Source organism: Bradyrhizobium sp. LM2.9 (genome assembly GCF_054056555.1).
In genome coordinates, this window is sequence record NZ_JBSRYJ010000002.1 from 1098129 (window position 1) to 1124966 (window position 26838).

Here is a 26838-nt window from a genome sequence, read left to right on the forward strand (position 1 = left end):
CGCCCTTCGCCCCTTGACGCCCGGCTTGCGAAAGGGGCACACAGGAGACGCATGGTGCTCGACGCGGCGCAAAGCGCCGGAGCATAATCGGGAATGGGGATGGGCGGACCCAGTTGCGGCGCCCAAAACCCCAGCCGCCCCCGCGACTGTAAGCGGTGAGGGACTTCGATCAGCCACTGGGCCGCAAGGTTCGGGAAGGCCGGAGACTCCCAGTGAACCGCGAGCCAGGAGACCGGCCCTGCACGTTTTTAGGCCAAGGCCGTCGGGTGTGACGGCAAGAAGGATCTGAGCCATGCATATCGAACCCGGACTAGTCTCGGACGCCAAGCTCGTGTTGAGCTACGCAACCGGCATCGCCGTCGGCGGCGTTGCGTTGAAGCTCGCGGTCGAGACCGTGCGCGAGCAGGGTATCACGTCGTTCGCGGCGCGCACGCTCGCCACCACGGGCCTCGTGTTCGTCTTCTTCGAGATCCTGCCGCACTTCCCGGTCGGCGTGTCCGAAGTGCACTTCATCCTCGGCTCGACCCTGTTCCTGCTGTTCGGTGCTGCGCCAGCGGCCTTCGGCCTCGCGTTCGGCCTGCTGTTCCAGGGCATCTTCTTCGAGCCGCCCGACCTGCCGCAATATGGCATGAACGTCACCACGCTCCTGGTGCCGCTGTTCGCGATCCAGGCGATCGCCACGCGGATCATTTCGCGCAACACCGCCTATGTCGATCTGAAGTACCGCCAGGCACTGGCGCTTTCGACGACGTATCAGTTCGGCGTCATCGCCTGGGTGGCGTTCTGGGCGCTCTATGGCTCCGGCTTCGGCGCGACCAACCTCGCCAACATCGCGACGTTCGCGGCGTCCTACGCGCTGGTCATCGTGATCGAGCCGCTCGCCGATCTCGGCGTGCTGGCGCTGGCAAAGTCGTTGCGCGGCGTCACCGCGCCCGGCCTCGTCACCCCGCGTTTGCATAGCGCGGCCTGAGAGACAAGCGAATGGGCGGCTGTCATGGTCGCCCTTCGCAGCCTCGATGTTCACGCTCTCCCTGATAGGCATCGGTCCCGGCAATCCCGAGCAGCTGACGCGCGCCGCGATCGCTGCGATCAACGCGGCCGATCTCGTCCTGATCCCCCGCAAGGGGACCGCAAAATCCGATCTCGCCGATCTCGCCGATCTCAGGCGGACGATCTGCGCGGATGTGCTCACCAGCGACACGACGCGCATCGCCGAGTTCGATCTTCCCGTGCGCGATGCGGCTGAAGCGGACTACCGCAAGGGCGTGGACGATTGGCACGATGCCGTGGCCGAGACCTGGTCGCAGGCCATCGCAGATCATCTCGAAGCTGACGGCAAGGTCGCGCTGCTGATCTGGGGCGATCCATCGCTTTATGATTCTTCGCTGCGCATTGCGCGGCGGCTCAATCCCTTGCCTGAGATCGAGGTCGTGCCCGGCATCACCTCGATCCAGGCGCTGTGCGCGGCGCATGCGCTACCGCTCAATGATATCGGCGAGCCATTCCTGGTGACGACGGGCCGCCGCTTGCGCGATGGCGGCTGGCCGCAAGGTGTCGATACCGTGGTGGTGATGCTCGACGGCGGCACGGCGTTCCAGTCGCTCGATCCGGAAGGGCTTCACATCTGGTGGGGCGCCTATCTCGGCATGCCGGATCAGGTCATCATGTCCGGCGTGCTGGCCGAGATCGGCCCGCGTATCGTCGCCGTGCGGCAAGAGGCGCGCGAGCGGCATGGCTGGATCATGGACAGTTACATCCTCAAGCGCAGGCCGTAAGGCAAGCGAGGCAACATGCTCCCCGAATGGGTCTACCAACAGTGCCCCGATATTTCGGCAGTCCATCGCGAGGCGGCGGTCGCGCGGCAGGCGCAATTGACGAAACCGGCCGGCGCGCTCGGACGGCTCGAGCAGCTCGCGATCGAGCTTGCGGGCCTGCAAGCAACTGAGCAGCCGCGCGCGGCGCGGGTGCCGATCATCATCTTCGCCGGCGATCACGGCATTGTCGCGCAGGGCGTCTCGGCCTATCCGCAACAAGTGACCATCGCGATGCTGGCGAATTTTGCCTCCGGCGGCGCCGCGATCTCGGTGCTTGCGCGTGAACTGGGATCAAACCTGGAGGTCGTCGACGCCGGCACGCTGGCGCAGCAGGAGATGGCGGGAATCGTTACCGACAAGCCGCGTAGCGGCACGCGGGATTTCAGCGTCGAAGCTGCGCTCACCCCCGCGGAGCTGGCGTTTGCCTTCGAAGCCGGTCAGCGCGCAGTTGCTCGCGCCGCGGCCAGCAAGCCCGATCTCCTGATCTTCGGTGAGATGGGCATCGGCAATACCACGACATCGGCGGCGATTGCGGCGAGCCTGCTCGGCATGGGTGCCGAGGAGATCGCGGGCAGCGGAACCGGCGTCGACGCGGCCGGCCGTGCGCACAAGGCGCGGGTGATCAACGCTGCGATTGCACACCATGGCGTTGCGGGCGCTTCGCCCGAGAAAATCTTGTGCGCCGTCGGCGGCCTCGAAATCGCAGCCATCTGCGGCGCCATCATTGCGGCTGCGCAGCGCCGCATCCCTGTGCTGCTCGATGGCTTCATCGTGTCGGTGGCGGCGCTGGCGGCGACGCGGCTCAACCCCTCTTGCCAGCCATTCTTGTTGTCATCGCATCAATCGGCGGAGCAGGGGCACCGGCTGGTGCTGCGCGCGCTGAACGTGCAACCGCTGATCAGCCTCGATCTCAGGCTCGGCGAAGGATCGGGCGGGGCCATCGCGCTGCCATTGGTGCGATCCGCCTGCGCTCTCCACAACGGCATGGCGACCTTTGCGCAGGCCAATGTGCCGGATCGTCCGGCCTGATCAAAGCATCCGCTGGTTGACGGAGACGACGCGCCAGCCGGTCGTGAGCCGGTCGATCCGGGTCAGCGACAGCGGATCGATGACAAAGCGCAGGGCCGCTTGAGGCGTCAGATCCAGCGAAATGCACAGCGCCGCGCGGATGGTGCCGGAATGCACGACGAGCGTGGCCGATCCGGCTCCGATCCGCGAGAGCCCCAGCCGGACGCGCGTGACCTGATCCTCAAAGCTTTCGCCGCCCGGCGGCCGTCCGTGCGCCGGATCGTTCCAGAACTGCGCATAGGCGCCTCCTCCGGTCGCTGCGAGATCGTCATGCCGACGACCGGTCCAGGCACCGAAATCCTGCTCGCTGAATTCGCCCACCAACTCGGGTTCTAGCCCCAGCACGCGGGCCGTCTCGACCGTGCGCCGCGACGGGCTCGCAAAGCTCGTGGCGTTCTGCGGCAGACGCTGCCGCAGCGCCTCCAACTGCGCGCGACCGCCGAGATCGGCCGGCGCATCGGCTGCATGGATCGTCCCGGCGATCCCGTCGACGGGCGCATGCCGTATCAGCCAGAGGAAGGTCTCGCCTTCCATGCTTATCTCCAAGGAAGTTGGTCGTTGTGGCAATAACGCCTGCTGGCACATTGACTCTGTCTGGATCGTAATCCTAGATGCTCGTGACGGTTTCCCCGAGAGGGGATGAAAAGGGAATGCGGTGCGGGGACTTTGTCCCCAATGCCGTGGCTGCCCCCGCAACTGTAAGCGGCGAATCTTGCGTCACGAGCCACTGGGTATCTCGGTCCCGGGAAGGCGACGCAAGGTAGTGACCCGCGAGCCAGGAGACCTGCCGTCAGCCGTGGTCACACGCGAAGATGTCGGTCGGGGAGTACAGACATTCGGCTTCATCGGAAGGCTGACAAGCCAAGGTGAGACCTCGTTCGCTGTGACGTGCCACTGACGTCATACCGAGGTCTGAACCATGTTTTCCGTCCATGCCATCCGGCTGCGCAATTTCCTTGCGTCCGCTGCGCTCACATCCCTTGCCGTCCTTGATCTGCCCGCTGCGATGGCGCAGCAGGTTCGCGAACCTCTGCCGCCCGTCGAGATATCGCCCGCTCGTCCCCGGAAGCTGGCCAGGCCGGCCGCCCGGGAAGCGCAGAGCCCACGCCGCGCAGCAGCGCGCCGGCCTGCGACTGCATCCGTAGCGCCCAAGCCTGTCGTACCGACCGCAGCGGCGCAAACGCCGCTCAACACCAATGCTGTCCCCGAGAGCGCCTCGCGTCTTGGTCTAACCGTGCGGGAGATCCCCGCCACCGTCGAGGTGATTTCAGCGAAAACTATGCGCGAGCAGGGCTATCGCACTGTTTCCGAGGTTGCGCAGGGCGCCGTCGGCGTCACCTCAGGGGATAACCCGGCCGAGCCTGCGGCGTTCTCGATGCGCGGCTTCACCAATAGCCAGATCAACACGCTCTACAACGGCATCAAGATCGGCCCGCAGAACATGACTTCGCGGATCATGGACACGGCCAATCTCGAAGCAGTGGAATTCCTGAAAGGCCCGGCCTCGCTGATCTCGGGCGAAGGTGCCGCCGGTGGCGCGATCAACACCGTCACCAAGCAGCCGCACACCGGACCAATCCGGAACGAAGCCGATTTCTCCTGGGACTCGCTGAACTCGTTCGGCGCGCATTACGGTTCGGGCGGCAGCACCAACGTAGCGGGACTCGACTATCGCTTCGATGTCAGCCGTGCTTCGCTCAACGGCTTTGCCGACGACACCAACACCAAGACGCTCGACGTCTCCGGCCAGCTCAACTACCGCATTTCGGACAGTCTCAAGATCTGGGGCGCGATCGAGTATCGGGAAGACCGTTCGAAAGCCTATTGGGGTGCACCGCTGGTGCCGATCGCCTTCAGCGGCTCGCATGCGACGACGGGGATCGTTTCGGGCAATTACTTCAACAGGACTGATCTTGGGGCTGTCACCATCGACGACCGCACTTTCAACACCAACTACAACGTCCTCGACAATCCGAAACGTGGCGCAGGAGGTGTGGCTGCGCGGTGGCTTCGAGCTGAGGCTTGCGCCTGACCTGACGCTGAAAAGCCAGGCCTATGGTTATGGTGCAGAACGCACCTGGTTCAACAATGAAGTTGAGGCGTTCGACTCCACGACGAACAGGGTGTATCGCGAGCGCTTCTATGTCGCGCACAGCCAGCGCCTTGTCGGCAACATCACCGACTTGATCTGGGATGCCAACATCGCCGGCTTCGACAACCGCTTGGTCACGACGCTTTCGTCGAGTTATCTCGACTTCGTCAGGCCGGGCGCGGCAAACTTCCCGAACGACGATGTCTCGCTGGTCAATCCCGACCGCGGCTATTACGGCCTGCTCACGACCAAGCAGCAGACCGCCCGCATCGACAACGAGGCACTGTCGTTCGAGGACCGGCTGAAGTTGACGCGCAGCTTCGCGCTGGTCGGCGGCCTCCGCGTCGAGCATATCGGGCTCGACCGCAACTCGACCGACAAGACCGGGCTGGAGAACGCGAACTTCCCGTTCTCGAAATCCTGGGTCCCGACAACGGGGCGTATCGGTTACACGTGGGAAGCCGTTCCGGGTCTGACCTTCTTCAGCCAGTACGCCACCGGCGCCGACATCGCAGCCAACAACATCTTCCTGCTCAATCCGACCGATCCGCTCAACCTGACCACTGCGCGCACCTATGAGACCGGCGTCAAGCACCTGTTCTGGGACAGCCGGGCAGAGTGGTCGTTCTCGGCATATGACATCCTGCGCAAGAACGTCTATGCCGCGGCCGGCGGCATGCAGCTCAACCTCGCCGGGCGGCAGGAGTCGAAGGGTGTGGAGCTGGCTGCATCCGTGCGGCCGATCGAGCCTCTGCGTCTCTGGGGCAACATCGCCTATGTCGATGCGCGCTATGCCGATTACAATTTTGTCGGTGGCTCGTTCTCCGGCAATACGCCGCCGAATGTGCCGCGCATCGTCGCGAACGCCGGCGCCTCCTGGCGCCTCTTCACGCCCTGGCCGGTGGAGCTCGGCATCACCGGCCGCCATGTCGGCGACCGCTACAACACCGATGCCAACGTCGTGACGATGAAGGCCTACACCGTCGCGGACGTCTACGCCTTCGTCGACATTCCCAAAACGGTGTTCGATGCGGTCGACCAGGCCCGCCTGACCTTCCGCGTGCGCAACATCGCCGACAAGCGTTATGCGATCTGGGGCGATCCGTTCTATCCCGACCAGATCCTCCTGGGCGCGCCGCGCACCTATGAGATCTCGGCTGCGTTCAAATGGTAGGATGCTGACCGATGATGAGCGCGATCGTTCTGCTGCATCGCTGGCTCGGGATCGCGTTCTGCCTGCTGTTTGCGATGTGGTTCGCGACGGGAATCGTGATGCACTTCGTTCCGTTTCCGTCCCTGACGGAAGCGGAACGCTTTGCCGGACTGGCGCCGGTGGATCGCGCAGAGGTGAGGATCGCGGTTGCCGATGCGGTGACCGCGAGCGGAATCGGGGATGCGACGCGCGTTCGCCTGATCCAGCGCAGCGACGGACCTGTCTATATCGTCTCGGCGCCATCGCGTGCAGGCGCAGTCCGTGCCGCCGATGGGGGTGACGCGTCGGTCACGTCTTCCGACATTGCACTGGCTATTGCGCGAGATCATGCACGCAGCCGCGGACTCGATGCCGCGCGGGCCGCGATTGTCGCGCGCGCGGGCTATGACCAATGGAGCGTGCCGAACGGCTTTGACCGCCATCGGCCCTTGTTTCGCATTGCTCTCGGCGACGCCGCCGCAACGGAGGTCTACGTCTCCTCGCTCACTGGCGAGATCGTTTTGGATACGACGCGCAGCGAGCGCGGCTGGAATCTCGTCGGCAGCGTGCTGCACTGGATCTATCCAACGATCCTGCGAAGCAACTGGTGGCTGTGGGATCGCGTGGTCTGGACCTTGTCGCTGCTGGCCCTGATCGCAGCTTTGCTTGGCGCTGTGCTCGGCCTTACGCGGATCAAGCTTCGCGGAGGTCTGATCGGCTCACCCTATCGTGGCTGGCGTGCCCTGCATCATCTCATCGGTCTCGCGGCGACGGTCTTCGTGCTGACATGGATTTTCAGTGGCTGGCTCTCCATGGATCACGGGCGGCTGTTCTCGCGCGGGCAACTGACCTCGGCAGAAGCCGGCGTGATGAACGCTTCACCGAATTGGACGGCGGCCGCATCGCTCGATCGGCAGCCAATATCGCTGTCGGCCCGTGAAATCGAATGGTTTGCCGTCAACGGCAATCTCTATCGGCGGGAACGGATGGGCCTTGCCGCCCAGACCTTGATCGAGGCAGGCGATGCGCCCCGCGATAGATCAACGGGATTTCTGGATGCGCACGAGCTCCAGGGGCTGACCGCGCGCCTCGCGGCCGGCTGCGCCGTACCGTCCGTACTTGCCGACAGCGACGACTATCCCGCGCAGTCCACCGTCCCGGGTGCCCCGGTCTACCGCTCGCGCTGCGGCGACCTCTGGTTCGACATCGACGGCGTCGACGGCAATTTGCTGCAAAGGCTGGATTCGTCGCGGCGGGCTTATCGCTGGTTCTACGGCGCGCTGCACACGCTGGATTTTCCAGCCCTGATGGCGCATCCACGTCTGCGCGAAGTCCTGATTGTCGGACTGTGTATGTTGGGACTGGTGTTCTCGGTCACCGGGATCGTCATCGGCTGGCGCCGGTTGCGGTTCTCATTGTCAGTCCGAGCGATTGGGCCGGGCCGCAGCGGCCGAAACGCATAGCCGGGGACTTGCGCGTCCGGCCGAATTCTCGAAACGCGGGGCCATCATGTGACGGAGACCCCTGTGACGCAGCTGACCGACGTCTTTTGAAGCCGACGTCGCCATCTACGCATTTCATATGATCATCGCCGATGCCACCAAGGAAACGGTCGAGGAGCATATTCCGGCGCTGGTGAAGCAGGGGCATGGATCAATCAAGATTTTCATGACCTACGACCGGCTCAAGGTCGACGGCGATCCACCATCACAGCAGTTTTGCTCCAAAATTTCGTTCCGGATCCATGTCCGCCACGAGCCGGCCGGTGGGCTTGGCAAGCAAAAACAACCTCGTTCTACTGTGCATGGGGTTGTTTTCGCGTTTTTGGTTTTGCCCGCCCTCAGCCCTGGCGGCGCAGGAAGCCGGTGATCGTGACCTTTTCCCAGATGCCGGCCGCCGCAAACGGATCGGCTCGGTTGAAGGCTTCGACTTCGCTGCGGCCGGGCGCCTCGATCAGGAACAGGCTGCCGATCATCCTCTCGCCGTCGTCGGAGACGAGCGGCCCTGACATCACGATCTTGACGCCGAAGCGCGAGGTGTCGCTCAGGAACGATTTATGGGCGTCGTAGTTGGCGAGCCGCGTCGGCAGCGCGCCAGTGCGGTCGATGGCGTGAATGGCGAATTGCATGATGTCTCCGTTTCCTGCTCGGATTCTTGGGACGGCCGCGACGGCGGCCGTCCATGTTTGTCTTGATGGATACGCTTACTTGCCGCCGAGCTTGCCGGCTTCTTCGAAAGTCGGGCAGTTGCGCTGCTCCAGCGGCACGTCGAACGGCTGGTAATTGTCCTTGGTGATGACGGTCGGCTTCAGCACGATTTCGGCGATGACGGGCTGGTTGCGCAGGGATCGGATCGCCATCATGGTGCCGAGGCAGCCTTGGAAAAATCCGTTGTAGTCGCCGCTCGCGAGCAATTTGCCGGACTTGATCGCGTCGATCGCTTCCTTGGTGCCATTGATGCCGATCACCTGCGCCTTGCGGTTGGCGCCGTCGAGCGCCTCGATCGCGCCGACCGCCATGGCGTCGTTGGCGGCGAGCACGCCGTCGATCTGCGCGTTCGACTGCATCAAATTCTCCATCACCTGGAGCGCCTGGAGCCGCTGATAGTTGCCGGGCTGCGAGGCCAGCAGTTTTGCGCCGGCGTTTTCCTTCAGCGCGTCGTTGAAACCGCGGACGCGGTCGACATTGGTCAGCGAGCCCTTGACGCCCTCGATGATGACGATGTTGCCCTTGCCGCCCAACGTCTTGAGCAGGAAGCGCGCGGTCTCGAGGCCGAGGCTGTAATCGTCGGCGCCGACGAAGGAGACGAACTTGCCGCCGGCGGAGCGGTCGGTGATGTTGATAACGGGGATCTTGGCTTCGTTGATCTTCTCGACACCCGGCACCATTGCCTTGTAGTCGACCGGCGTGAAGACGATGGCGCTCGGCTTCTTCACCACGACGTCTTCGATCTGGCTGAGCTGCTCGGGAATGCTGTCGGGCTTGGTCGGAATGTACTGCAGCGTCTTCGCGTTCAGCGTCTTCGCCATGTTATCGGCGCCGACCCGCACCGTCTGGAAGAACGGGTTGGTCTGGTTCTTGGTGAAGACGGCAATGGTCTCGCCGTCGGCGCGAACCTCGGTGGTGAGTGCGGCCGCCATCAGCAGCGGCAGCGCCAAATAACACGACAGGTAACCCAGTTTCTTATTCATGTTGTCTCCATCCCTCATTTTGCTTGTTGGAACTCCAGAACTCATTGCGCGCGGCGGCGGGTCTTCATGTCGAGCCAGACCGCGAGAATGACGATGATGCCGGTGACGAGCGGCTGCCAGTTGGCGCTGACCGACAACAGGTTCATGCCGTTCAGCACCAGCGTCAGGATCAGCGCGCCGATAAAGGTGCCGAAGACTGTGCCGACGCCGCCGAACAGCGAGGTGCCGCCGATCAGCACCGCTGCGATCGCGGGCAGTGTCAGGCTTTCGCCGATGTCGGCCTCGGCCGAATTGAGCCGCGACAGGAAGATGATCGAGGCGAGCCCCGCCATGGTGCCTGATACCGCGTAGACCAGCAGCAGGCGGCGCGCGACCGGAATGCCGGAGAGCCGTGCCGCGACCGGATTGGCGCCGATCGCATAGATCTCCTGACCCCAGATCGTTCGCTGCGCAAACAGCGTTCCGATCCCGAGGAACACCAGCAGCAGGTAGACCGGGATCGGTAGGCCGAACAGATAGCCGCTGCCGATCTGGCGGAAGCCCGCCGGAAAGCCGTGCAGCGTCTCGCCCGCCATGTACCAATAGGTGAGACCGTTCAGCACCCAGAGCATGCCGTAGGTGGCGATGAAGGAGGGGATGCGCAGCGCCGTGACCATGATTCCGTTGAGGAGCCCAACGATGCCGCCGCAGGCAAGCCCGGTGAGGATGCCGAGCGCGGGCGAGCCGGTCTTGTGGATCACGGTGCCGGCGATGCAGGCCGACAGCGCGACATTGGCGCCGACGGAGAGATCGAGACCGGCAGTCAGCACCACCAGCGTCAAACCCGAAGCGATGAAGAAGGTCAGGCTCGCCTGCCTGAGCACATTAAGGATGTTGCCGAGGCTCAGGAAGGAATCGCTAAGCACCGCCAGCACCGCGCAGATCAGCAGCGCCGCGAGCAGGCGATAGAATACCTGGATCGCGTCCTGCGACAGGAACGAGCGCGGCGGCGCGATGGCGCGTCTTTGCTGATGTCGGTCATGCGCGGCTCCGCAGGCCATCCAGAAACAGCGCGACGATGACGAGCACGCCAACGCTTGCGACCTGCACCGAGGACGGCATCGAGATCAGATTCAGCCCGTTGCGTAAGACACCAACCGAGACGACACCGAGCACCGTGCCGAGCAGCCAGCCATTGCCGCGCTCGAACGAGGTGCCGCCGACCGCAACGGCGGCGATCGCATCGAATTCGAGACCGAGGCCCGCGGTCGGGTGACCCGAGTTCATCCGCGCAGTCATCAGCAGGCCGGCGATGCCGGCCATGGCGCCGCCGATCGCGTAGACCGCGATCAGCAGCCGGTTCGGCGAGAGGCCGGCATAGCGCAGCGCCTCCCGGTTGCCGCCGAGTGCGAAGATGTAGGTGCCGAAGCGGGTGTGATAGAGCAGGCCGTGGAATGCCGCATAGGTCACCAGCGCCATCACGATCGGCACGGGAATGCCCAGCAGCGTCGCCGAATAGATGTCGCGCACGCTGTGGGGAATGCCGACCACGCTCTGGCCGTCACTGACGATCAGCGACAGGCCTTGCGCCATGCCGAGCGTGCCGAGCGTCGCGACGAAGGGCGGGATGCCGAGGATGGCGACCAGCCAGCCATTGATCGTGCCAAAGGCCGCGCCGACCAGCAGGCCGGCGCCGAGGCCCAGCAGCATCGAGTGGGTCGCGAGCGAAACGATGGCGACGCAGAGCGAGGTCAGCGTCAGCACCGCGCCCATCGACAGGTCCAGCCCCTCGGTCATGATGATCAGCGTCATCGGCAGCGCGAGCATGGTCAGGATGGTCGACTGCACCAGCACGTTGGAGAGGTTGGCGACGGACAGGAAGCCGGGCGCGATGGCGCCGAACACCGCGATCAGAAGCACCAGCACGATGGCGACGCCGGGAATGCGTTGCAGTGGATTGGACTGTGAAACGACCGCGGCCTCACGCATGATGCATCCCCAGTCGCACGATGTTCTCCTCGGTGAGCTCGCTGCGCGTCAGGTGCCCGGCGATGCGCCCCTCGCGCATCACATAGGCGCGATCGCAGACATGGCAGATCTCGACCTGCTCGGACGAGATCATCAGCGCCGCCGCGCCTTCCGCGACAAGGCGATCGATCAGGGCAAAGATTTCAGACTTGGCCCCGATGTCGATGCCCCGGGTCGGCTCGTCGAAGATGAAGAGCTTTGATCCCGCAGCCAGCCATTTGCCTATCACGACCTTCTGCTGGTTGCCGCCGGAAAGAAGGCCGACGGTCTGGCGTGCGCTTGGCGTCGCGATGCGCAGCTGCCGGATCAAGCCGTCGGAGGTGCGCTGCGCGCCACGCTGGTCGAACAGGCCGCTCGGGAACAGCTTTCGCAGCGCCGATACCACCAGATTGTCACTGACCGACCGCAGCAGCGCGAGGCCCTCGCTCTTGCGGCTCTCCGGGATCAGCGCGATGCCGCGGCGGGCGGCAAGATCCGGTTCGCCGGACATAGCCTTGCCGTCGAAGAGGATCTCGCCTGAGCTCACGGGATCGGCGCCGAAGATGGCGCGCGCGACCTCGCTGCGGCCCGAGCCGACCAGGCCGCACAGGCCGACGATCTCGCCCCGGCGCACCTCGATATTGATGTCCGAGATACCGGTAGAGGCGCTCAGCCCCTTGACCTCGAGCAGCAGCTCGCCGGGCTTGTCGGAAAAATTACGCGGATAGGTCATGTCCACGTTGCGACCGACCATCATGCGGACGAGCTGGTCCGGCGTGACGTCGGCAGGGCGAACGCCGTCGATGCGGCGGCCATCGCGCAGCACCGTGATGCGGTCGCCGAGCGCGAACACCTCGGCCATGCGGTGCGAGATGTAGACGATGGAGACGCCGTCGGCCTTCAGCCGCGCGATCAGCGCGAACAGCAACTCGGTCTCGCGGTCTGACAGCGCCGCGGTCGGCTCGTCCATCACGAGGATGCGGGCGTTCTGGCTGATCGCTTTCGCGATCTCGACCATCTGCTGCTGCGCCACCCCTAACTTGTCGACAATGGTGGAGGGATTGATCTCAAACCCGATCATACCAAGTACGTGCTTGGCGTCGGCGAGGATCTTGCGTCGATCGATCGTGCCGGGGATGCGCCCCCGCGGCTCGCGGCCGAGGAAGATATTCTGGGCGATGTCGAGATGGGGGACGAGCGAGAATTCCTGGAAGATCACGGCAATGCCGAGCGTCTGCGCATCCGCGGTCGAGCTGATCGTGACCGGCTCGCCCTTGTAGAAGAACTCGCCGGCATCGGCGCGGTAGGCGCCGCACAGCACCTTCATCAGGCTCGACTTGCCGGCGCCGTTTTCGCCAAGCAACATATGGACTTCCCCGGGGAAGACGGCAAAGGACACGTCGTCGAGTGCCTTGACGCCGGGAAATTCCTTGCTGATGCCGCGCAGCTCCAGCAGCGGGGCAGGTGAGGCAGGTTCAATGGCCAATGCGGCGGTGCTCATGCGCGCGCTCCGACCCTTGCGAAGATCTTTCCGGGATTCATCAGGCCGTTGGGGTCGAGTGCCTGCTTGATCGACCGCATCACGTCGACGGCCTCGCCGAGTTCGTCAGCGAGATAGTCGATCTTGCCGAGCCCGATGCCGTGTTCGCCGGTGCAGGTGCCGTCCATGGCGATGGCGCGGGCGACCATGCGGGCCTGCAGCGCTTTGGCGCCTTCGACTTCCTCCGGCTTTGCCGGGTCGATCAGGATCAGCATGTGGAAATTGCCGTCGCCGACGTGGCCGACGATGGGTGCCGTAAAACCGTGCTCGTCCGCGTCGCGCCGGGTCTCGGTCAGGCATTCCGCCAGCCGCGAGATCGGCACGCAGACATCCGTGATCACAGCACGCGCGCCGGGGCGTAAGCCGAGGCCCGCATAGAGCGTGTTGTCGCGGGCGTGCCAGAGCCGGCTGCGATCCTCCGGCGCTTTCGCCCAGGCAAAACCATGGCCGCCATGGTCGGAGGCAATGGCCTGCGCGGCCTCGGCCTGCTCGGCGACGGACGTCTCGGAGCCGTGGAATTCGAAGAACAGGGTCGGGGCTTCGCGATAGCCGAGTTTTGCGTAGGCGTTGATACCGCGCATCATGACGTCGTCGAGCAGCTCGATGCGCGCCACGGGGATCGCCGACTGGATCACGGAGATTGCGGTGTCGACGGCATTGTGCAGGGTGTCGAAGCTGCACACCGCGGCCGAGATCGCCTGCGGCACCGGATGCACCTTCAGCGTGATCTCGGTGATGATTCCGAGCGTGCCCTCGGCGCCGACGAACATCCGCGTCAGATCATAGCCGGCGGCCGACTTGCGCGCGCGCCTGGCGGTCCGGATCACGCGGCCGTCGGCGAGCACCACCTCCAGCGCCATGACGTTGTCCTTCATGGTGTTGTAGCGCACCGCCATGGTGCCGGAGGCGCGCGTGGACGTCATGCCGCCGATCGAAGCGTCGGCACCGGGATCGATCGGAAAGAAAAGTCCAGTGCCGCGCAGTTCCGCATTGAGCTGCTTCCGGGTGATTCCCGGCTGCACCACGACATCCATGTCGCTCTCGTGCACCGTCAGCACCTTGTTCATGCGCGCGAAGTCGAAGCAGACGCCGCCGGCGACCGCGGCCGCATTGCCTTCGAGCGAGGTCCCGGCGCCGAACGGCACGATGGGCATATTCGCACCGGCGCACAGCTTGACGATTTCGGCGACTTCCTGCGTGGTTTCAGGGAAGACGACGATGTCGGGCGGCAGGTTGCGATAATGCGACTCGCTCTGCCCATGCTGATCGAGCACGCCACGCGCGACGCTCGCGCGCAGGCCGATCATGCCCGTGAGGCGATCGGCCAATATGCTCGTGCTGACCCGCGGTCCCATCCTTGCTCCCTGTCTGCGCCTGTTGCCGGACTCTTGTCTGGTCCGCCGTCGTTCAGCTTAAGCGGCTCTTGCGCTGCTCGCGACCTGCTTCAGGCCGAAATCATAGTTGAGATGAAAATACTCGCTGTCCACCATGCGACCATCCGGCGCACGGCCGGGTGGGCAGCGCACAAATTCCCGGATCAGGCTGTCCTTGACGCCGAACACCACGTCAGAGTCGAGATATTGGTCGCCGGCGACGAACACATGGGTCACGAGCTGCTCGAAGCCGGGCGCCGAGATCATGAAATGCACGTGCGCGGGACGCCAGGGATGGCGGCCCTGGACCTCCAGCATATCGCCGACCGGGCCGTCATGCGGGATCGGATAGGCAGCCGGCTTGATCGACCAGAAATTGAAGCGACCGTTCTGGTCGGTGTGGAAGCGGGCGCGCATCGCAAGTTCGCCGATCTTGTCGAGCTGCTGCACGTCGTAATAGCCATCATCGTCGGAATGCCAGACGTCCACGACGGCGCCGGCGAGCGGACGTCCGTCGACGGTCGAGACCGAGCCGGTGACCAGCATCGGATCGCCCTCCATCGGACCGGAGATGTCAGCGCCGTTGTTTTTTTCGGGCGAGGCCTGCACGAAGAACGGGCCGAGTACCGTGGTTTCGGTTGCGCCTTCCGGCACCGGATGGTTGATGGCGTCGACTAGCATGGAGACGCCGAGCGCGTCCGACAGCAGGATGAACTCCTGGCGTTTGTCGTCGCACATGTGGCCGGTGCGGGTCAGGAAGTCGATGCCGTATTCCCATTCCTTCTGAGTCGGTCGCACGTCGCGGACGAAGGCATGAAGGTGGCGCACCAGCGCCTCGCTGACCTGCTTGATCCGCGGATCGGTCGCGCCTGCGATCCGCTCCAGCACTGCGTCGGTGATCGTGTTCTCGTCGAAGTTACGCATGTGTGCCTCCGCCGATCAGAGTTTGGGTTCGCCAAGCCCGGACAGCCGTTCCAGGTGCTTGACGGTCGCGATGAAATCAGTGTCGCCGTCGCCCTGCGCCACCAGCGAGCCATAGGTTTCGCGCACTTGAGCCGCGAGCTGAAGCGGAACGCCGACGGCATGGCCGGCGCCGAGGATCAAGTCGAGATCCTTGGCCATCTGCTTGCAGGAGAAAGTCGAGTCGAAATCGCGGTTACGCAACGGCGCGGTCTTGTACTTCACCATCGGTGAGGCGACCGCGCTGTCATCGAGAACTTTCAGAATGTCCTGCCAGCCGATGCCGCCCTTGCGCGCCAGCGCCAGGCTCTCCGCCATCATGGCGGCCGACACCGCGATCATCAAATTGACCGCAAGCTTCGCATATCGCGCTTCCTCGCCGGGCCCTAGATAGGTCTGCGCGCGGGTGAAGGCGGCGAACAGCGGCTTTGCGTTCTCGTAGGCGTCATTCGGACCAGAGACGAAGCAGCTCAGCGCGCCGGTGTGAACGATGCTGGCGTTGCCCGAGACCGGCGCCCGCAGATAGGCAACGCCGCGCGCCTGCGCGGCGATTGCAACTTCCGTGGAGGCTTCGACGCTCACGGTGCTGGTCTCGATCAATACGGCTGCCGGCGCCATTGCGGCGATGAGGCCGGTCGGGCCGAGCATCGCGCCGCGCAACGCCGTGTCGTCCGGCAGCGACGTGACGATCGCGGCCTTGCCGCGCACGGCCTCGGCCGGTGAAGCGGCAATCGAGATGCCTTGCGCGCGCGCCTCGCTGAGCCGTGCGTCGCTCCGGTCGAACGCGGTCACGGCGTAACCGGCCTTGGCGACGAGCACCGACATCGGCAGGCCCATCTTGCCGATCCCGATAAAAGCGATGTTCTCTAGCGCGTCTGTCATTGTTGTTGTCCTTGACGCCCTCAGGCGGCGTGTCCCTGTCGTTCGATGTCGTGCACCAGCCGCCGGCCGGATTGCACGAGCAGTTGCTTTTTCGCCTCCAGACCGTCGGCCAGCAGCCGCCCATTCCGCTTCTTCCACACGCCGCCGATCATCACGGCCTCGATATTGGCAAGGCTCGTCTGCATCACGACCGCTGCGACGGGATCGTGCACCGGGACGAGGTTGAGATCGCTGGCATTGATGATGACGAGGTCGGCGAGCTTGCCCGGCGTCAGCGAGCCGATCTGGTTCTCGCGGCCGAGCATGCGCGCGCCTTCCGTCGTGATCCAGCGTAGCGCCTCGCGGACGGGGATCGTGGTCGTCGCCGGAATGGTGCCGCTGGCCTTTCGCGACTCGGCGTTGTCGAGCGATCGCTGCGTCGAGAGCGCAACGCGCGCAGCGGAGAAGAGATCGCCGGCAAGCACGGATTCCAGATCGATGCCGATGGTCGGCCGCACCCCGCGCTTGAGCAGCCGTCCAGTGATCGGAAAGCCATGGCCTTGGATCATCTCGTTCTCCGGCGTCACCGAGAAGGACACGCCGAGGTCGACCATCCGGTCCAGCAGATCGTCCGGCAGATCGTTGCCATGGACGATGTTGATTCCGGCGCCGACGAGGCCGGCCTCGGTCAGCTTCTCCCAGCCATCAGGCGTCTTCGCGGGACCGCCGCCCTGATGCATCGATGCGATCAGGTTGAGCTCCCGCGCCATGCGGAAATCGTGCATGGCGACGTCGAGCGTCGAATAATGCGGGCCGAGGATCGCGAGCCCAAGCGTGACGAGGCCGTCGCGATCGGCGAGGGGCCCCGCCAGCAGCCGCTCGACCTCGCGGCGTGGATGCGGCACCTCCGAGAAGTGCCGCTCGCCCGGTTTCGGCTCGGGCTTTGGCGAACCGTGGAAGAAGGCAGCGCGGATGCCGCTCTCGATCAGGCCGCGCACGGCAGCGTCGGTGTGATCAGGCGTCGGATTGTTGTGGCACCAGTCGACCAGCGTGGTGGCGCCTTGGTTGATCTGGTTCAACGCGCCGACCAAGGTCGCGATATAAATGTCCTCGGGCCGGAAGACCGTTGCGAGCCCGGCATGCATGCGGCGGAAATATTCCAGCAGCGTCCAGTTGGCGGCATAGCCGCGCAGCGCCGTCTGCCAGGTGTGCATATGCGCGTTGATCAGGCCGGGGATGACGATGCGCCCCTCGGCCTCGACGATCTCGGTGTCGCTGCCGACGTCGATCGATGGACGCACGTCGACGATGCGGTTGCGTTCGATCAGCACGTCGCCAGTGCTGAAATCGCCGATCGCATCATCCATGCTGATGATGACCGCGGATTTGATCAGCGTGCGGCGCATGGAATCAAGCCACCGCTTTGACGTCGGCGGGCGGCTCGCCGGCCCAGGCGCGTGCGATCAGGTCGCGGATGGCGTTGCGCTCGAGCGGCCGCGGGTTCCAGTAGGCGTTGGTGACGGCCAGGTCGGCAGCCTTGTCGATGCCGCCTTCGGGCATGCCGATGTCGCGTAGTGCCAGCTTTGCACCTAGCCGCTTTGCGAGATCGTAGAGCCCGCGCGACGCATCGGCAGTACCGATCGCGCGCGAGATGCGTGCCATCGCATCGGGCACGGCCGGCGCGTTGTAGGCCAGCGCATGCGGCAGCACGATGGTGTGGGTTTCGGCATGCGGCAAATCGAAGGTGCCGCCGAGCGTGTGGCAGAGCTTGTGATGAAGCGCCATGCCGACGGTGCCGAGACAGACGCCGCATAGCCACGCGCCATAGAGCGCTTCGGTGCGGGCCTCGCGGTCGTCACTCTTGGCGGCGATGGCGGGCAGGGCACGTGCCAGCGCGCGAATGCCTTCTTCCGCCATCAGCGACGTGACCGGATTGGTGTCGCGCGCATAGAGCGCCTCGACTGCATGTGCGACCGCGTTGATGCCCGAGGTCGCAGCCAGGCTCGCCGGCAGCGTCAAAGTGAGATCGACATCGTAGATCACGGTCTCCGGCAGGATGGCGGCGTCGCGTACGGTGGTCTTCAGGCCGTTCTCGGTCTGGCCGACGATCGGTGTCATCTCCGAACCTGCATAGGTTGTGGGAATGCAGAGCTGGTTCACACCCGTGCGCAAGGCGAGCGCCTTGCCGAGGCCCGTGGTCGATCCGCCGCCGAGCGAAACGACGCAGTCGGCCTCGCATGCCTTCATCTCGGCGAGCGCCCGCTCCGTGACTTCGACCGGCGTATGCATGGTCGCGCCCGGAAAGATGCCGGCATAGAGCGAGCCGAGTGCCGCGCCCAGACTCTTGCCTTGCGCCTCTTGCTGCGGCGTCGTCAGCACCAGCGCGCGCTTGCCGCCGAGCCGCTCGACCTCGGCTTTGGCCGAGGCCAGCGTTCCGCTGCCGAACACGACGCGGCAGGGCAGGTTTTCAAAGGTGAACGTACCGATCATGCGCCGGTCTCTTTGATGGGATAATCGACCTGGAAGCGCCCGATCCGCAAGTCGCCCAGCGCCTCGCGCACCCGCAAATGTTCCGGGTGGGTGGCGTAGGCCTGGAGCGAGGCGTGGTCGGTGAATTCGGAGAACAGGACGACGTCGCAGGCGTAGTCGACATCGCTGACATCCACGCCGACCTCGATATGGGTGAGGCCGTCGATCCTGCCGCGCAACCCCTCGAACAGGGTTTTGACCTTGATCCGGGCGGCGGAACGCTCCGCTGGCGTCTCCCCGCGCAGCCGCCATACATCACGATGTGCCTGATCGGGCCCGACATTTCCCTGTTTCCTCGCCTGCTATCTTGCTTGTGTTGGCGCCATTTTGACTTGCGGGATGCGGAAATAAAGACCAATAATCGCAAGTCTCTTTTTCTATTTGCGAAAAAATGGACCGCTTGCTCCAACTCGAAGTGTTTGCCAAGACGGCCGAACTCGGCAGCCTGTCCAAAGCTGCCGAAGCCCTGCGCATGTCGAATGCTGCCGCGAGCCGCCACCTCAGCGCGCTCGAGGAGCGGCTTGCGGTCCGGCTGATCGAGCGCAACACCCGCCGGCTGTGGTTGACGGAGGCGGGCCAGGAGCTGCTGGAGCGCTCCAGCCGGGTCTTGAGCGAATTGGCGGAGGCCGAGGACATCGTCAGCGATCGCGCGCTGTCGCCGCAAGGCACACTGCGGGTCACGAGCTCGCTGTCCTTTGCTGTGATCTATCTGGCGCCGATGCTGCCGGCCTTCCGCGCGCGCTATCCGAAGCTCAACATGCAGATCACCACCGCCAATCGGTACTCCGATTTCATCGAGGCCGGAATCGACGTGGCGATCAGGACGCGCGAGCAGGAGCCGGATTCGAACATCATCGTCCGCCGCATCGGCCAGATGCGGCGCGTGCTTGCTGCTGCGCCCTCGTATCTCGCAAGCTGTGGCGAGCCGGAACAGCCCGTCGATCTCGCGCGCCATAACATGCTGGTCTACAATCTCGCCAACGATCCTTATTCGCTGCGCCTGCGCAAGGGCAACGGCGCGCAGACTGTCCGCATCACGCCGACGCTCGACAGCAATGACGGCCAGGTCATCCGCGGCGCCGCACTGGCAGGGCTCGGCATTCTCATCCAGCCGCTCTATATCGTGCAAAGCGATATCGCGGCGGGTCGTCTCGTTCCGGTTCTGATGGACTGGGAGCTACCCCTGCTGACGATGAACATCGCCTATCAGAACCGTGCCGGACTCCCCGCCAAGATCAGGGTCTTTTCCGACTTCCTGGTCGCTCACATCCGCGAGCATTCGCTGCCGGGGATCTGGATCGACGCGGCGAAGTGAGACGAACGCTTTGAGTTTCGACTGCCATGATCCGGCAGTTGATTGGCGGGCCGATTGATCAGTGTGCCGAGTTTGCGCTGGTCCGCGGCGACAAAACGCGCGACGGAAATTTGCTCGTGAAGGCGCGGGTCTTGGGTTGGACACGCGATCCGTCGATCACCTCGAGCCGGCCGCAGCGGTTCAAGGTGTGCAGCTTCCTGCCGGGCCATGCCGGTCCGGGCCTCAGGGAGTGGCGGACGATCTGCTTGAACGTCGTCGGTGACAACTCGACAATTTCCGCCAAGGCGAGCGCTGCCCCGTATCCGCCAGCACAATCCTGGACCGGTCGCCACAATCGGTCATTGACGGTAATGAAATTCCCCGCAGGTCGCGTGCTCGCGCGGTCGATCAGGACGGGGTTGCTGGCATGCGGCAACCACGGGCCCATGAGGTGCTCGGCGTAATAGATCGCCAGCGAATCCGAATACCCGCCGGTGCCGTCGCGCCAGGCCCCGAACAGATAGTTCAAGCCGTTGTGCCGCGTGATCGTCGCATCGGCCAGTTCGAAGCCCGAAAGCAGCGTTGCGTGCCGCTCCCATTTGTCCGGAAACCGAACGCATTTATAGATGGCGACGTCCCCATTGGTCGAACTCTCCGGGATCATCCACAACGCACCATCGTCCTCGATGAGGAACGGATAGGAGAGGTGCCAAGGCTCCTCCAGCACGGGGACGACCTCTCCGACCGGGCCGGCGTCGTTGAACTCGATCGCCGACACGATGCCTTTTCCAACCCGGTGGTCGAGATCTTCAAAGAAGACGAATGTTCGGCCCTGCCAGGTGATCGGGAAGGGATCGGCGTAGAAGTGGTTTCCGGGATCTGCAAGGACGTTCCAGCCTGGGCCGGAGAGATCTCCGGTCTGCCAGACGCCTGCGCCATCATTGAAGCGCCATCCGACATGCCAATGCGGGGCGTAGCAGCAGAGGCGATAGATCTCCTTGGCAATCGATACGGCGAGGCCGCGCGCGACGTACGCCGCTGGCGGGCGGCCGTTGCCGGCTCGGGCCGGGCGTGCCAGCTGCGGCACGATGCGCGGCCTTCCCGACAGGATGGCCGCCACCATGGTCAGGGTTCGCGCCATGACCGTTTCTAGGCCGCCGCTCAGACCGGCCGCGATTTCGGCGGAGGGATGGCCGCGATCGAGGATTGCACCGTCGACCTCGTCCACGATTTCGATCACCGGCAGGTCGCCGGCGAGAATGGCGGCAAGGGCTGCGTTTTCGCCTGCGGCTCCGTTGAACAGCGGGCGGAGATACTGCCGGGCGGAGCAGTTCGGATCCCGCGCGGCGCCGGTGAAATCGACGATTATGTCGGCCGTGCCGGCGCGAGCCTGCATCCGTTCCGGACTGATCTTCAGCCTGTCGGCGCCGCTGTGCTTGCCCTTGTGCAACACCAAACGTTCGAGCTCGAACAGCGCGTCGAGACCGGTGGGGCGCGGCTCGGCCGTTGCCGTCCATGCGATCTGAACCGGTACATCCCGGCCGTCGACCGACAGCGTCTCGCGGCACATCCACCGCCGCGCATGCTCAGTTTCACAGCGAAACTCGATGATCATGTCGAGCCAATCCATTTCAATGCGACCCGGTCAAATGACCTGGCCGAGAATTCGAACGTATTCCTCCACCATGGCATCCACTGAATAGCGCAGCTTCAGGCCTTTGGCGTTTTGTCGCAGTTCGTCGCTCAGTTGTTGGTCCGTCAGCAGCCTGGAGACGGCTGCCGACAGCTTCGTGTGATCGGAGGCATCAACGAACAGCGCTGTCGGCTTTCCTTCGACGGACAACACTTCGCGCAAGACCGGAAGATCGGTGACGACCGAGGGAACGCCTGCGTTCGCGGCCTCCACAGCGGCCAGACCGAAGGTCTCTGCCTGGGTCGGAAATACAAACACGTCGAGAGCGGCGAGAAACTCCGCCATCTGCCGCGGGGTGATTTCGCCGAGCAGATGCAGCCTGTCCGAGACTTTCAACTCATCCGCCAACTGCCTCAGCCGCGCCTCGTCGGCTCCCTGACCGGCGAGTGCGAGGTGCCAGGATGGTTGATCCGGCAACAGGCGTATCGCGGCATCGAGCCGCTTGTGCGGGTGCAATCTTGCTGCGCAGCCGAGCAGGATGGCATCCGGTGGCAGATTGAATTTCTGTCGCGCAGCTTGCTTCGACAGGGTGAGGGCCTTGTCGTCGAAGCCGTGCGGGACATGCACCATGCGCGACCGATAAGCCCTCGGGTAGCGCGAATACTCGCGCTGCATGTCCAGCGAGTTGAGCGTGATGCGGTCGAAGAAGCCGAGGCTGCCCATGACGATGTCGGCCGCACGGACCGGCCAGCTCATCGACAGCGCCGATGAAACCTGATTGGCGATAACGGGCGCGCGGCAGACGAGGCGCGCCACGCCGGCGCCGATGACATTGCCGAAGTGCTGAAACGTCAGAACGGCGTCGGGCCTGGTGGCTCTGATATGGCGGCCGAGCGTCCACAGCAGTTGCAGCAGTGCCAGCGGATGTCCCGGCCGGTGCGATGCGCAATAGACCGTATCAGGCGGCTCATCGAACGAATCCGACTTGCGGAAGAAAAACAGATTGGTGACCCGGTAGCCCCGCGCGGTCAGCCCGGCGCCAAGCAGTCGCGAGATCTCCTGCGCACCGGCGTTCTCGGCCTGGGTCTGTACGAGAAGCACGTGCAGCTTTCGTCCGCTGCCCTCGGGCGGCGGGAGTGCTGTCGCAGCCGTCTCGCCCAACTCCTTATTTGGCTGGTAATGGAGCACGGATCCGGATCCATTGATGAAACGAAATGTTCACCTTCTTGACTCCGTAGCTACCATGCGGGCATCGCGCGGACACCGACTAGCAATAAACGGAGTTAATGCGCGGCCTGCCGGAAGGGCACCGTTCGCGCGAGAATTCCGCTGGTTCCCAACCAAATGAAGCGAGCGCGTTAACCAATTGGTCATGGTCGGATGAGGCGCGGGTAACCGCGGATTAACCATAGATATTTACGTTGGAGGAGGCCACTGAACAGTGTTCGCCAGTTGAATCCGAGTAAAATCCATGACGTTCGGTCGCCGTGCAGACCCGACAAGTTCCGGATCGACCGGTGTCGCCGCGTCGTGGCAGCCTCGGAATGCGTCGAACGGCGAGGCTCGTGAAACCGCCGCACGCTCTGGCGGTGCGCTCACGGCCGCGGGTGCGCTCTCCTTCTTGCGGGACAACGCTCGCCGCATCCTGACGTTCGCAGTCGCGATTTTTGCCCTTGGCGTCGTCGTTCTCCTGGTGATTCCGGTTCGGTACGCAGCGACCGCGCTGGTCGTGGTCGATCCCCGCGAGCAACGCGTGACCACGGAGCAGGACGTTCTGCCGGGTATCGGGCAGGATAGCGCCGCGCTGCAAAGCCTGGTCGAAGTGGCGAAGTCCGACGGCTTTCTGAAGCCGCTGATCGAGCAGCTCAAGATTCGCGACGACGAAGACATTTCCGGGGGACACACCGACTCCGCGCGCCTGCTCGAGAGATTCCGCAACCGCCTCGACATTTCCCGTCGCGGACTGACCTATGTCATCGCCATCCGCTTCACCTCGAGCCGGCCGGAGCGGGCGGCCTACTACGCCAATGCGATCGCCGAGGCGTTCGTCGCCAGCCAGGGCCGCAGCCGCACCGATGCGACCGACGAGGCCGCCGACTGGCTCAGTGGCCGGCTCAAATCATTGAACGAACGGTTGAAGACGTCAGAGGACGCCGTGGCCACGTTCAAGCTCGAGCACAGGATCGTCAACGCGGGCAAGGATTCCACCACCCAGCAATTGCGGGTTACTGAACTGTCGCAGCAGGTTGCCGCTGCGCGCGCCCGAACCGAAGAGGCGAAGGCCCGCTACGAGCAGGCGCAGCGCGACGTGAAGGCGAATGTCGAGAGCCCCGTCAAGCAGGATCTCCTGAGCGCTCTGCGCGCACAGCGGTCGGCGCTCAATGACCAGATTGCGCAGAAGCGGGCGGTGTTCGGCGATCGCCATCCCGACCTCGTCATGTCGTACAGCCAGTTGACCGATCTGAACAGGCAGATCGAGGTCGAGCGGACCAAGGGCGTCGACACCGCAAAATCGGAATACGAGGCCCAGCGTGAGCAGCAGAAGGCGCTGGAAGGCCAGATGAAGGCGGCGGAATCGCAGCTTCTGGTCGACGGTCAGGCTCTGGTCCGGCTCCAGGAGCTGCAGCGCGACGCCGAGGCCAACAGAAACATCTACGAGCAGTTCCTCTCGCGCTCCAAGACGACGAACGAGCAGCGCCTCTTGCAGAGCTCTCAGACCAAGATTGCATCGTCCGCCATTCCGCCGCTGCGCTCGACCCTGCCACCGCTGTCTTTGCTGCTCGCCGCTCTCGCGATCGGTTCGCTGCTGACATCGACGGCGGTCGTCGCCGCCACGGGACGCGGATCGGACAAATCCGCTCCTGATATCCGCGACCCCGAACCGGCTCCGCGCCAGCCCGCGACCTGGTCACGTCCGCCCGTGTGGGCCCGCATTCCCGACCTGACGCCCGGCGAAATCCCTAGAAACATCTGGCAAGGGCCGGTGTCCGCGACCACCGAACTCGATCTCAGTCCCCATCTGCGTCCGTTGCTGGAGCGGCTGGAGAAGGTGCCGGGACCTCGTGGCAAGGTCGTCCTCGTGATCTCGGTCGGCAAGCGGGCCGGCGGCAACACCGTCGCGCGGTCGCTGAACCGATGGGCCGTGAACACGGGGAAGCTGAGCGTCCTGATCCGGGTCGAGCCGGACCTCGGCGGTGCCGGGGCTGGCCTCGCCAACGGCCAGGCCGACGGCATGACCACCGCGGACTTTGGCAGCGTCGACGAGCTCCTGGGCGCCGGCAAGAGGCCCGAGCCACAGCCCGCGGACGATATTCGTTCGGAGTTCGATCTGATCGTCGTCCACGCCACCTCTCTGGCCTTGCAGCCGGAGGCGGCGGCGCTGGCGGCTCACGCCGATCTTGTCATCCTGGTCGCTCGCGAAGACGCGGTCGATTCAGCCGCAATGCGCAGGGCTATTGCTGCGCTCTCCCGGTTTGTCGGTGTGCCGACCGGCATCGTCGTCAACCGTGTGCCGGCGGGCCCGTCGGCGTCCCGTCGCGGCGAAGTGCGGGGGCTGGCTGGTTGACGCCACGCCGGCAACTGATTGCCGAGCCATGCAATGCCCTGACTGAGAAGACGTCTATTCGCCGGGTTCCGCGCCGCGGACCGCGTAGGCGCCGCGCTTCGATGCCGAGAAGCGCAAAAGTCCCAGAACCGAAGGATCGACCCCGGTTCGCCGCCGACAGAGGATGTTGAGGGCGATGGTCGCGAGCGCCAGCGACACAGTGGCCGAGATCGCTGCGCCAAGAACGCCGAGCCAGGGAATGAGGACGAGAAATCCGATCAGCCGCAACGCCACGTTGGCGGCAACGACAGGGACATACTCGCGCTCGTGGCCGGTCAGCTGCAAGATCGCCGCAGATGGACCGCCCGCTGCCTGGAAGGCCGTCCCGATCGCGAGCACGATCAGGACCCAGTGCTGCGCGGCAAAATGCGGCCCGAACAGGTTGAGAAGATGGGGACCGCCAACCCAGATCAGGAGAAGTCCGCTGACCACGCACAGCGCGGTCACTTCCGCCATGAGCCGCAAGGTTCGCTCGAATTCCTCGTGGTTCTTGCTGAAGTACAGTGACGGGAGCCGCCGCGCGCCAAAACTGTACAATGCGGCGGACAGCATGGCGAACATGTTGGCCAGGCGCGAAGCGGCGAAATAAATTCCGGCGGTTGCCGGGTCCAGCATCCAGTAGACCAGAATGACGTCGAAATACTGGTTCGCTGCTTCCAGGATGGACGCAACCCAGAAATGGAGCGCGCTCGATCTCCAGCGCGACGTCTCGGAGCGCACCCGCCGTGCCGCGGAAATCCGGCAGAACTCGCGCAATCGCGATGGTCTGCGCGACCAGCCCGACCGACATGGCAATCGTCATCACGGCGATCAATTCGGCGGGATCGAGCTGCCGATGGCCGGACATGATTGCGAGCAGAAACAGCACGACGCTGACGCGCCAGAAGAACTCCCTGTTTCCTTCTCCCATGAGAATGCTGACCAGCGAGCGAGCGATCTGGCTGCCAAGCATCAGTCCCGCATTGACGGCGATGTAGGCCGACACCGCGATGATCAGCAGCCACGAATCGCCTCTGATGTTCGCGCCGATCGCGGTTGCGCCGATCGCAATCAGCATTGCGACGGAGGAAATCCTGAGGCTCGATAGCAGAACGCCTTTGGTGAGATCGGGCTGATTTCCCACCCGATACTCGTTCAGAAATCGCACCAGCAGCGATTCCTGGCCGACCAGCCCGACGACGGCCGCCATCTGGGCCACCGAAAGCCAGGTCGCAAAGATGCCGAACCCATCGGGCGACATCGTTCGTGCCGCCAGCGAGAACAACGCAAACGCAAGCGCACCGCTACCAACCTTGAGGAGGATGGTTCCGGCAACACCGCGCGTCACGTCGCGCCGCATGAACTGGACGATGGAATCGATCATGGGAATTTAAGGGGTAACTCCCCCTGGAGAGACATTTCCGATACAGCCGACAGCCTAGCATGCCGAAAAACCGCGAGTGTTAATGGGCGGCTCGATGCGCGTGCCGGCCGCGGCGATGTCGCGGCTATGCCGGCTGCTTCACTATGGAACATCGCTGACCCCACTGTCCCAGATCAAGCAAAGCCCGGCCCGATCGCGTGGCGGCATAGCGCCGCATCGACGGTCAATGAAGGCGAGATGAGCCGTTTGAATGCGGACTGGCTCGCCTGGAATGGACGCCGAGTTGCCGGAGACCGAAGGTTGCAGGGCATCCTCAGCAAGGCGCGTGCCGGATATCGT

The 26838-nt window shown here is 64.4% G+C and carries 19 protein-coding genes, 4 pseudogenes and 2 riboswitches; of the genes and pseudogenes, 8 read left to right on the plus strand and 15 right to left on the minus strand.

Going from position 1 to position 26838, the window contains the following annotated elements:
* Nucleotides 1–35 precede the first annotated feature (35 nt).
* Nucleotides 36–255, plus strand: a riboswitch (cobalamin riboswitch).
* A 37-nt stretch (nt 256–292) separates the two neighbouring features.
* From ACVWW3_RS06550 to cobT, 3 genes are read left to right on the plus strand one after another with little or no spacing between them, the layout of a single operon-like run.
* A complete protein-coding gene (locus ACVWW3_RS06550; RefSeq protein ID WP_247350185.1) occupies nt 293–970 on the plus strand; it encodes an energy-coupling factor ABC transporter permease in 678 nt (225 codons plus the stop codon).
* 46 nt (nt 971–1016) lie between these two features.
* Nucleotides 1017–1775 (plus strand): precorrin-6A synthase (deacetylating), encoded by a 759-nt coding sequence (gene cobF / locus ACVWW3_RS06555; RefSeq protein ID WP_456650557.1) that lies wholly within the window; start codon nt 1017–1019, stop codon nt 1773–1775.
* A gap of 15 nt (nt 1776–1790) precedes the next feature.
* Nucleotides 1791–2843 (plus strand): nicotinate-nucleotide--dimethylbenzimidazole phosphoribosyltransferase, encoded by a 1053-nt coding sequence (gene cobT, locus ACVWW3_RS06560; RefSeq protein WP_247350189.1) that lies wholly within the window; start codon nt 1791–1793, stop codon nt 2841–2843.
* On the opposite strand, the gene ACVWW3_RS06565 is transcribed toward cobT, so the two are convergent.
* Nucleotides 2844–3416, minus strand: a complete 573-nt coding sequence (locus ACVWW3_RS06565) for a histidine phosphatase family protein (RefSeq protein ID WP_354105830.1) — start codon at nt 3414–3416, stop codon at nt 2844–2846.
* Nucleotides 3417–3486: 70 nt separating this feature from the next.
* Nucleotides 3487–3688: riboswitch (cobalamin riboswitch) on the plus strand.
* 113 nt (nt 3689–3801) lie between these two features.
* On the opposite strand from ACVWW3_RS06565, the pseudogene ACVWW3_RS06570 reads away from it, so the two are divergent.
* The 3 genes and pseudogenes from ACVWW3_RS06570 (at nt 3802) to ACVWW3_RS06580 (ending at nt 8035) form a co-directional block, all read left to right on the plus strand.
* A pseudogene (locus ACVWW3_RS06570) lies at nt 3802–6148 on the plus strand (TonB-dependent receptor).
* Between the two features lie 11 nt (nt 6149–6159).
* Nucleotides 6160–7629: a PepSY domain-containing protein gene (locus ACVWW3_RS06575; protein ID WP_456650555.1), complete on the plus strand. Its 1470-nt coding sequence runs from the start codon at nt 6160–6162 to the stop codon at nt 7627–7629.
* A gap of 118 nt (nt 7630–7747) precedes the next feature.
* Complete coding sequence (locus ACVWW3_RS06580) at nt 7748–8035, plus strand: hypothetical protein (RefSeq protein ID WP_456652140.1); 288 nt, start codon at nt 7748–7750, stop codon at nt 8033–8035.
* Here the strand turns inward: ACVWW3_RS06580 and ACVWW3_RS06585 are convergent.
* The 11 genes and pseudogenes from ACVWW3_RS06585 to ACVWW3_RS06635 all read right to left on the minus strand — a co-directional run bounded on the left by ACVWW3_RS06585 (nt 8007) and on the right by ACVWW3_RS06635 (nt 18888).
* Nucleotides 8007–8294, minus strand: a complete 288-nt coding sequence (locus ACVWW3_RS06585; protein WP_456650554.1) for a YciI family protein — start codon at nt 8292–8294, stop codon at nt 8007–8009. The two genes, ACVWW3_RS06580 and ACVWW3_RS06585, sit on opposite strands and share 29 nt — an antisense overlap.
* 75 nt (nt 8295–8369) lie before the next feature.
* Complete coding sequence (locus tag ACVWW3_RS06590; RefSeq protein WP_456650553.1) at nt 8370–9356, minus strand: sugar ABC transporter substrate-binding protein; 987 nt, start codon at nt 9354–9356, stop codon at nt 8370–8372.
* Between the two features lie 41 nt (nt 9357–9397).
* A pseudogene (locus ACVWW3_RS06595) lies at nt 9398–10377 on the minus strand (ABC transporter permease).
* Nucleotides 10374–11324 (minus strand): ABC transporter permease, encoded by a 951-nt coding sequence (locus ACVWW3_RS06600; protein ID WP_456650552.1) that lies wholly within the window; start codon nt 11322–11324, stop codon nt 10374–10376. Before ACVWW3_RS06600 ends, ACVWW3_RS06595 begins: the two are co-directional and overlap by 4 nt.
* Entirely contained in the window at nt 11317–12843 is a 1527-nt protein-coding gene (locus ACVWW3_RS06605; RefSeq protein WP_456650551.1) for a sugar ABC transporter ATP-binding protein, read from the minus strand. The genes ACVWW3_RS06600 and ACVWW3_RS06605 overlap by 8 nt, the downstream gene beginning before the upstream one ends.
* Complete coding sequence (locus ACVWW3_RS06610; RefSeq protein WP_456671909.1) at nt 12840–14237, minus strand: FAD-linked oxidase C-terminal domain-containing protein; 1398 nt, start codon at nt 14235–14237, stop codon at nt 12840–12842. Before ACVWW3_RS06610 ends, ACVWW3_RS06605 begins: the two co-directional genes overlap by 4 nt.
* A 57-nt stretch (nt 14238–14294) precedes the next feature.
* Complete coding sequence (locus tag ACVWW3_RS06615; protein WP_456650549.1) at nt 14295–15179, minus strand: intradiol ring-cleavage dioxygenase; 885 nt, start codon at nt 15177–15179, stop codon at nt 14295–14297.
* Nucleotides 15180–15194: 15 nt separating this feature from the next.
* Nucleotides 15195–16097 (minus strand): NAD(P)-dependent oxidoreductase, encoded by a 903-nt coding sequence (locus tag ACVWW3_RS06620; protein WP_456650548.1) that lies wholly within the window; start codon nt 16095–16097, stop codon nt 15195–15197.
* 20 nt (nt 16098–16117) lie between these two features.
* A complete protein-coding gene (locus ACVWW3_RS06625; RefSeq protein WP_456650547.1) occupies nt 16118–17482 on the minus strand; it encodes an amidohydrolase family protein in 1365 nt (454 codons plus the stop codon).
* A gap of 4 nt (nt 17483–17486) precedes the next feature.
* A complete protein-coding gene (locus ACVWW3_RS06630) occupies nt 17487–18566 on the minus strand; it encodes a maleylacetate reductase (RefSeq protein ID WP_456650546.1) in 1080 nt (359 codons plus the stop codon).
* Nucleotides 18563–18888, minus strand: a pseudogene (locus ACVWW3_RS06635) (Dabb family protein). The gene ACVWW3_RS06630 and the pseudogene ACVWW3_RS06635 overlap by 4 nt, the downstream one beginning before the upstream one ends.
* Nucleotides 18889–18996: 108 nt before the next feature.
* Here ACVWW3_RS06635 and ACVWW3_RS06640 point away from each other — a divergent pair.
* Nucleotides 18997–19920 carry a LysR substrate-binding domain-containing protein gene (locus ACVWW3_RS06640; protein ID WP_456650545.1) on the plus strand — a complete coding sequence of 308 codons (924 nt, stop codon included), beginning with the start codon at nt 18997–18999 and terminating at the stop codon, nt 19918–19920.
* A 58-nt stretch (nt 19921–19978) separates the two neighbouring features.
* Here ACVWW3_RS06640 and ACVWW3_RS06645 read toward each other — a convergent pair whose 3' ends face one another.
* Together ACVWW3_RS06645 and ACVWW3_RS06650 are read right to left on the minus strand one after the other, a co-directional pair.
* Entirely contained in the window at nt 19979–21514 is a 1536-nt protein-coding gene (locus tag ACVWW3_RS06645) for a glucosamine inositolphosphorylceramide transferase family protein (protein WP_456650544.1), read from the minus strand.
* Nucleotides 21515–21544: 30 nt separating this feature from the next.
* Nucleotides 21545–22720 (minus strand): glycosyltransferase family 4 protein, encoded by a 1176-nt coding sequence (locus ACVWW3_RS06650; RefSeq protein ID WP_456650543.1) that lies wholly within the window; start codon nt 22718–22720, stop codon nt 21545–21547.
* A 283-nt stretch (nt 22721–23003) separates the two neighbouring features.
* Between ACVWW3_RS06650 and ACVWW3_RS06655 the strand changes: the two genes are divergently transcribed.
* Nucleotides 23004–25097: a Wzz/FepE/Etk N-terminal domain-containing protein gene (locus ACVWW3_RS06655; RefSeq protein WP_456650542.1), complete on the plus strand. Its 2094-nt coding sequence runs from the start codon at nt 23004–23006 to the stop codon at nt 25095–25097.
* A 54-nt stretch (nt 25098–25151) separates the two neighbouring features.
* On the opposite strand, the pseudogene ACVWW3_RS06660 reads toward ACVWW3_RS06655, so the two are convergent.
* Nucleotides 25152–26499: pseudogene (locus ACVWW3_RS06660) on the minus strand (lipopolysaccharide biosynthesis protein).
* Nucleotides 26500–26838 lie beyond the last annotated feature (339 nt).

Excerpts from the sequence above, each read along its gene's own strand:
- ACVWW3_RS06620 (WP_456650548.1), bottom strand. The coding sequence starts at position 16,097 with ATGACAGACGCGCTAGAGAACATCGCTTTTATCGGGATCGGCAAGATG.
- ACVWW3_RS06600 (WP_456650552.1), bottom strand. The coding sequence starts at position 11,324 with ATGCGTGAGGCCGCGGTCGTTTCACAGTCCAATCCACTGCAACGCATT.
- ACVWW3_RS06605 (WP_456650551.1), bottom strand. The coding sequence starts at position 12,843 with ATGAGCACCGCCGCATTGGCCATTGAACCTGCCTCACCTGCCCCGCTG.
- cobT (WP_247350189.1), top strand. The coding sequence starts at position 1,791 with ATGCTCCCCGAATGGGTCTACCAACAGTGCCCCGATATTTCGGCAGTC.
- ACVWW3_RS06575 (WP_456650555.1), top strand. The coding sequence starts at position 6,160 with ATGATGAGCGCGATCGTTCTGCTGCATCGCTGGCTCGGGATCGCGTTC.
- ACVWW3_RS06645 (WP_456650544.1), bottom strand. The coding sequence starts at position 21,514 with ATGATCATCGAGTTTCGCTGTGAAACTGAGCATGCGCGGCGGTGGATG.
- ACVWW3_RS06655 (WP_456650542.1), top strand. The coding sequence starts at position 23,004 with ATGACGTTCGGTCGCCGTGCAGACCCGACAAGTTCCGGATCGACCGGT.
- cobF (WP_456650557.1), top strand. The coding sequence starts at position 1,017 with ATGTTCACGCTCTCCCTGATAGGCATCGGTCCCGGCAATCCCGAGCAG.
- ACVWW3_RS06625 (WP_456650547.1), bottom strand. The coding sequence starts at position 17,482 with ATGCGCCGCACGCTGATCAAATCCGCGGTCATCATCAGCATGGATGAT.
- ACVWW3_RS06550 (WP_247350185.1), top strand. The coding sequence starts at position 293 with ATGCATATCGAACCCGGACTAGTCTCGGACGCCAAGCTCGTGTTGAGC.
- ACVWW3_RS06630 (WP_456650546.1), bottom strand. The coding sequence starts at position 18,566 with ATGATCGGTACGTTCACCTTTGAAAACCTGCCCTGCCGCGTCGTGTTC.
- ACVWW3_RS06640 (WP_456650545.1), top strand. The coding sequence starts at position 18,997 with ATGGACCGCTTGCTCCAACTCGAAGTGTTTGCCAAGACGGCCGAACTC.
- ACVWW3_RS06565 (WP_354105830.1), bottom strand. The coding sequence starts at position 3,416 with ATGGAAGGCGAGACCTTCCTCTGGCTGATACGGCATGCGCCCGTCGAC.
- ACVWW3_RS06590 (WP_456650553.1), bottom strand. The coding sequence starts at position 9,356 with ATGAATAAGAAACTGGGTTACCTGTCGTGTTATTTGGCGCTGCCGCTG.
- ACVWW3_RS06580 (WP_456652140.1), top strand. The coding sequence starts at position 7,748 with ATGATCATCGCCGATGCCACCAAGGAAACGGTCGAGGAGCATATTCCG.
- ACVWW3_RS06585 (WP_456650554.1), bottom strand. The coding sequence starts at position 8,294 with ATGCAATTCGCCATTCACGCCATCGACCGCACTGGCGCGCTGCCGACG.
- ACVWW3_RS06615 (WP_456650549.1), bottom strand. The coding sequence starts at position 15,179 with ATGCGTAACTTCGACGAGAACACGATCACCGACGCAGTGCTGGAGCGG.
- ACVWW3_RS06610 (WP_456671909.1), bottom strand. The coding sequence starts at position 14,237 with ATGGGACCGCGGGTCAGCACGAGCATATTGGCCGATCGCCTCACGGGC.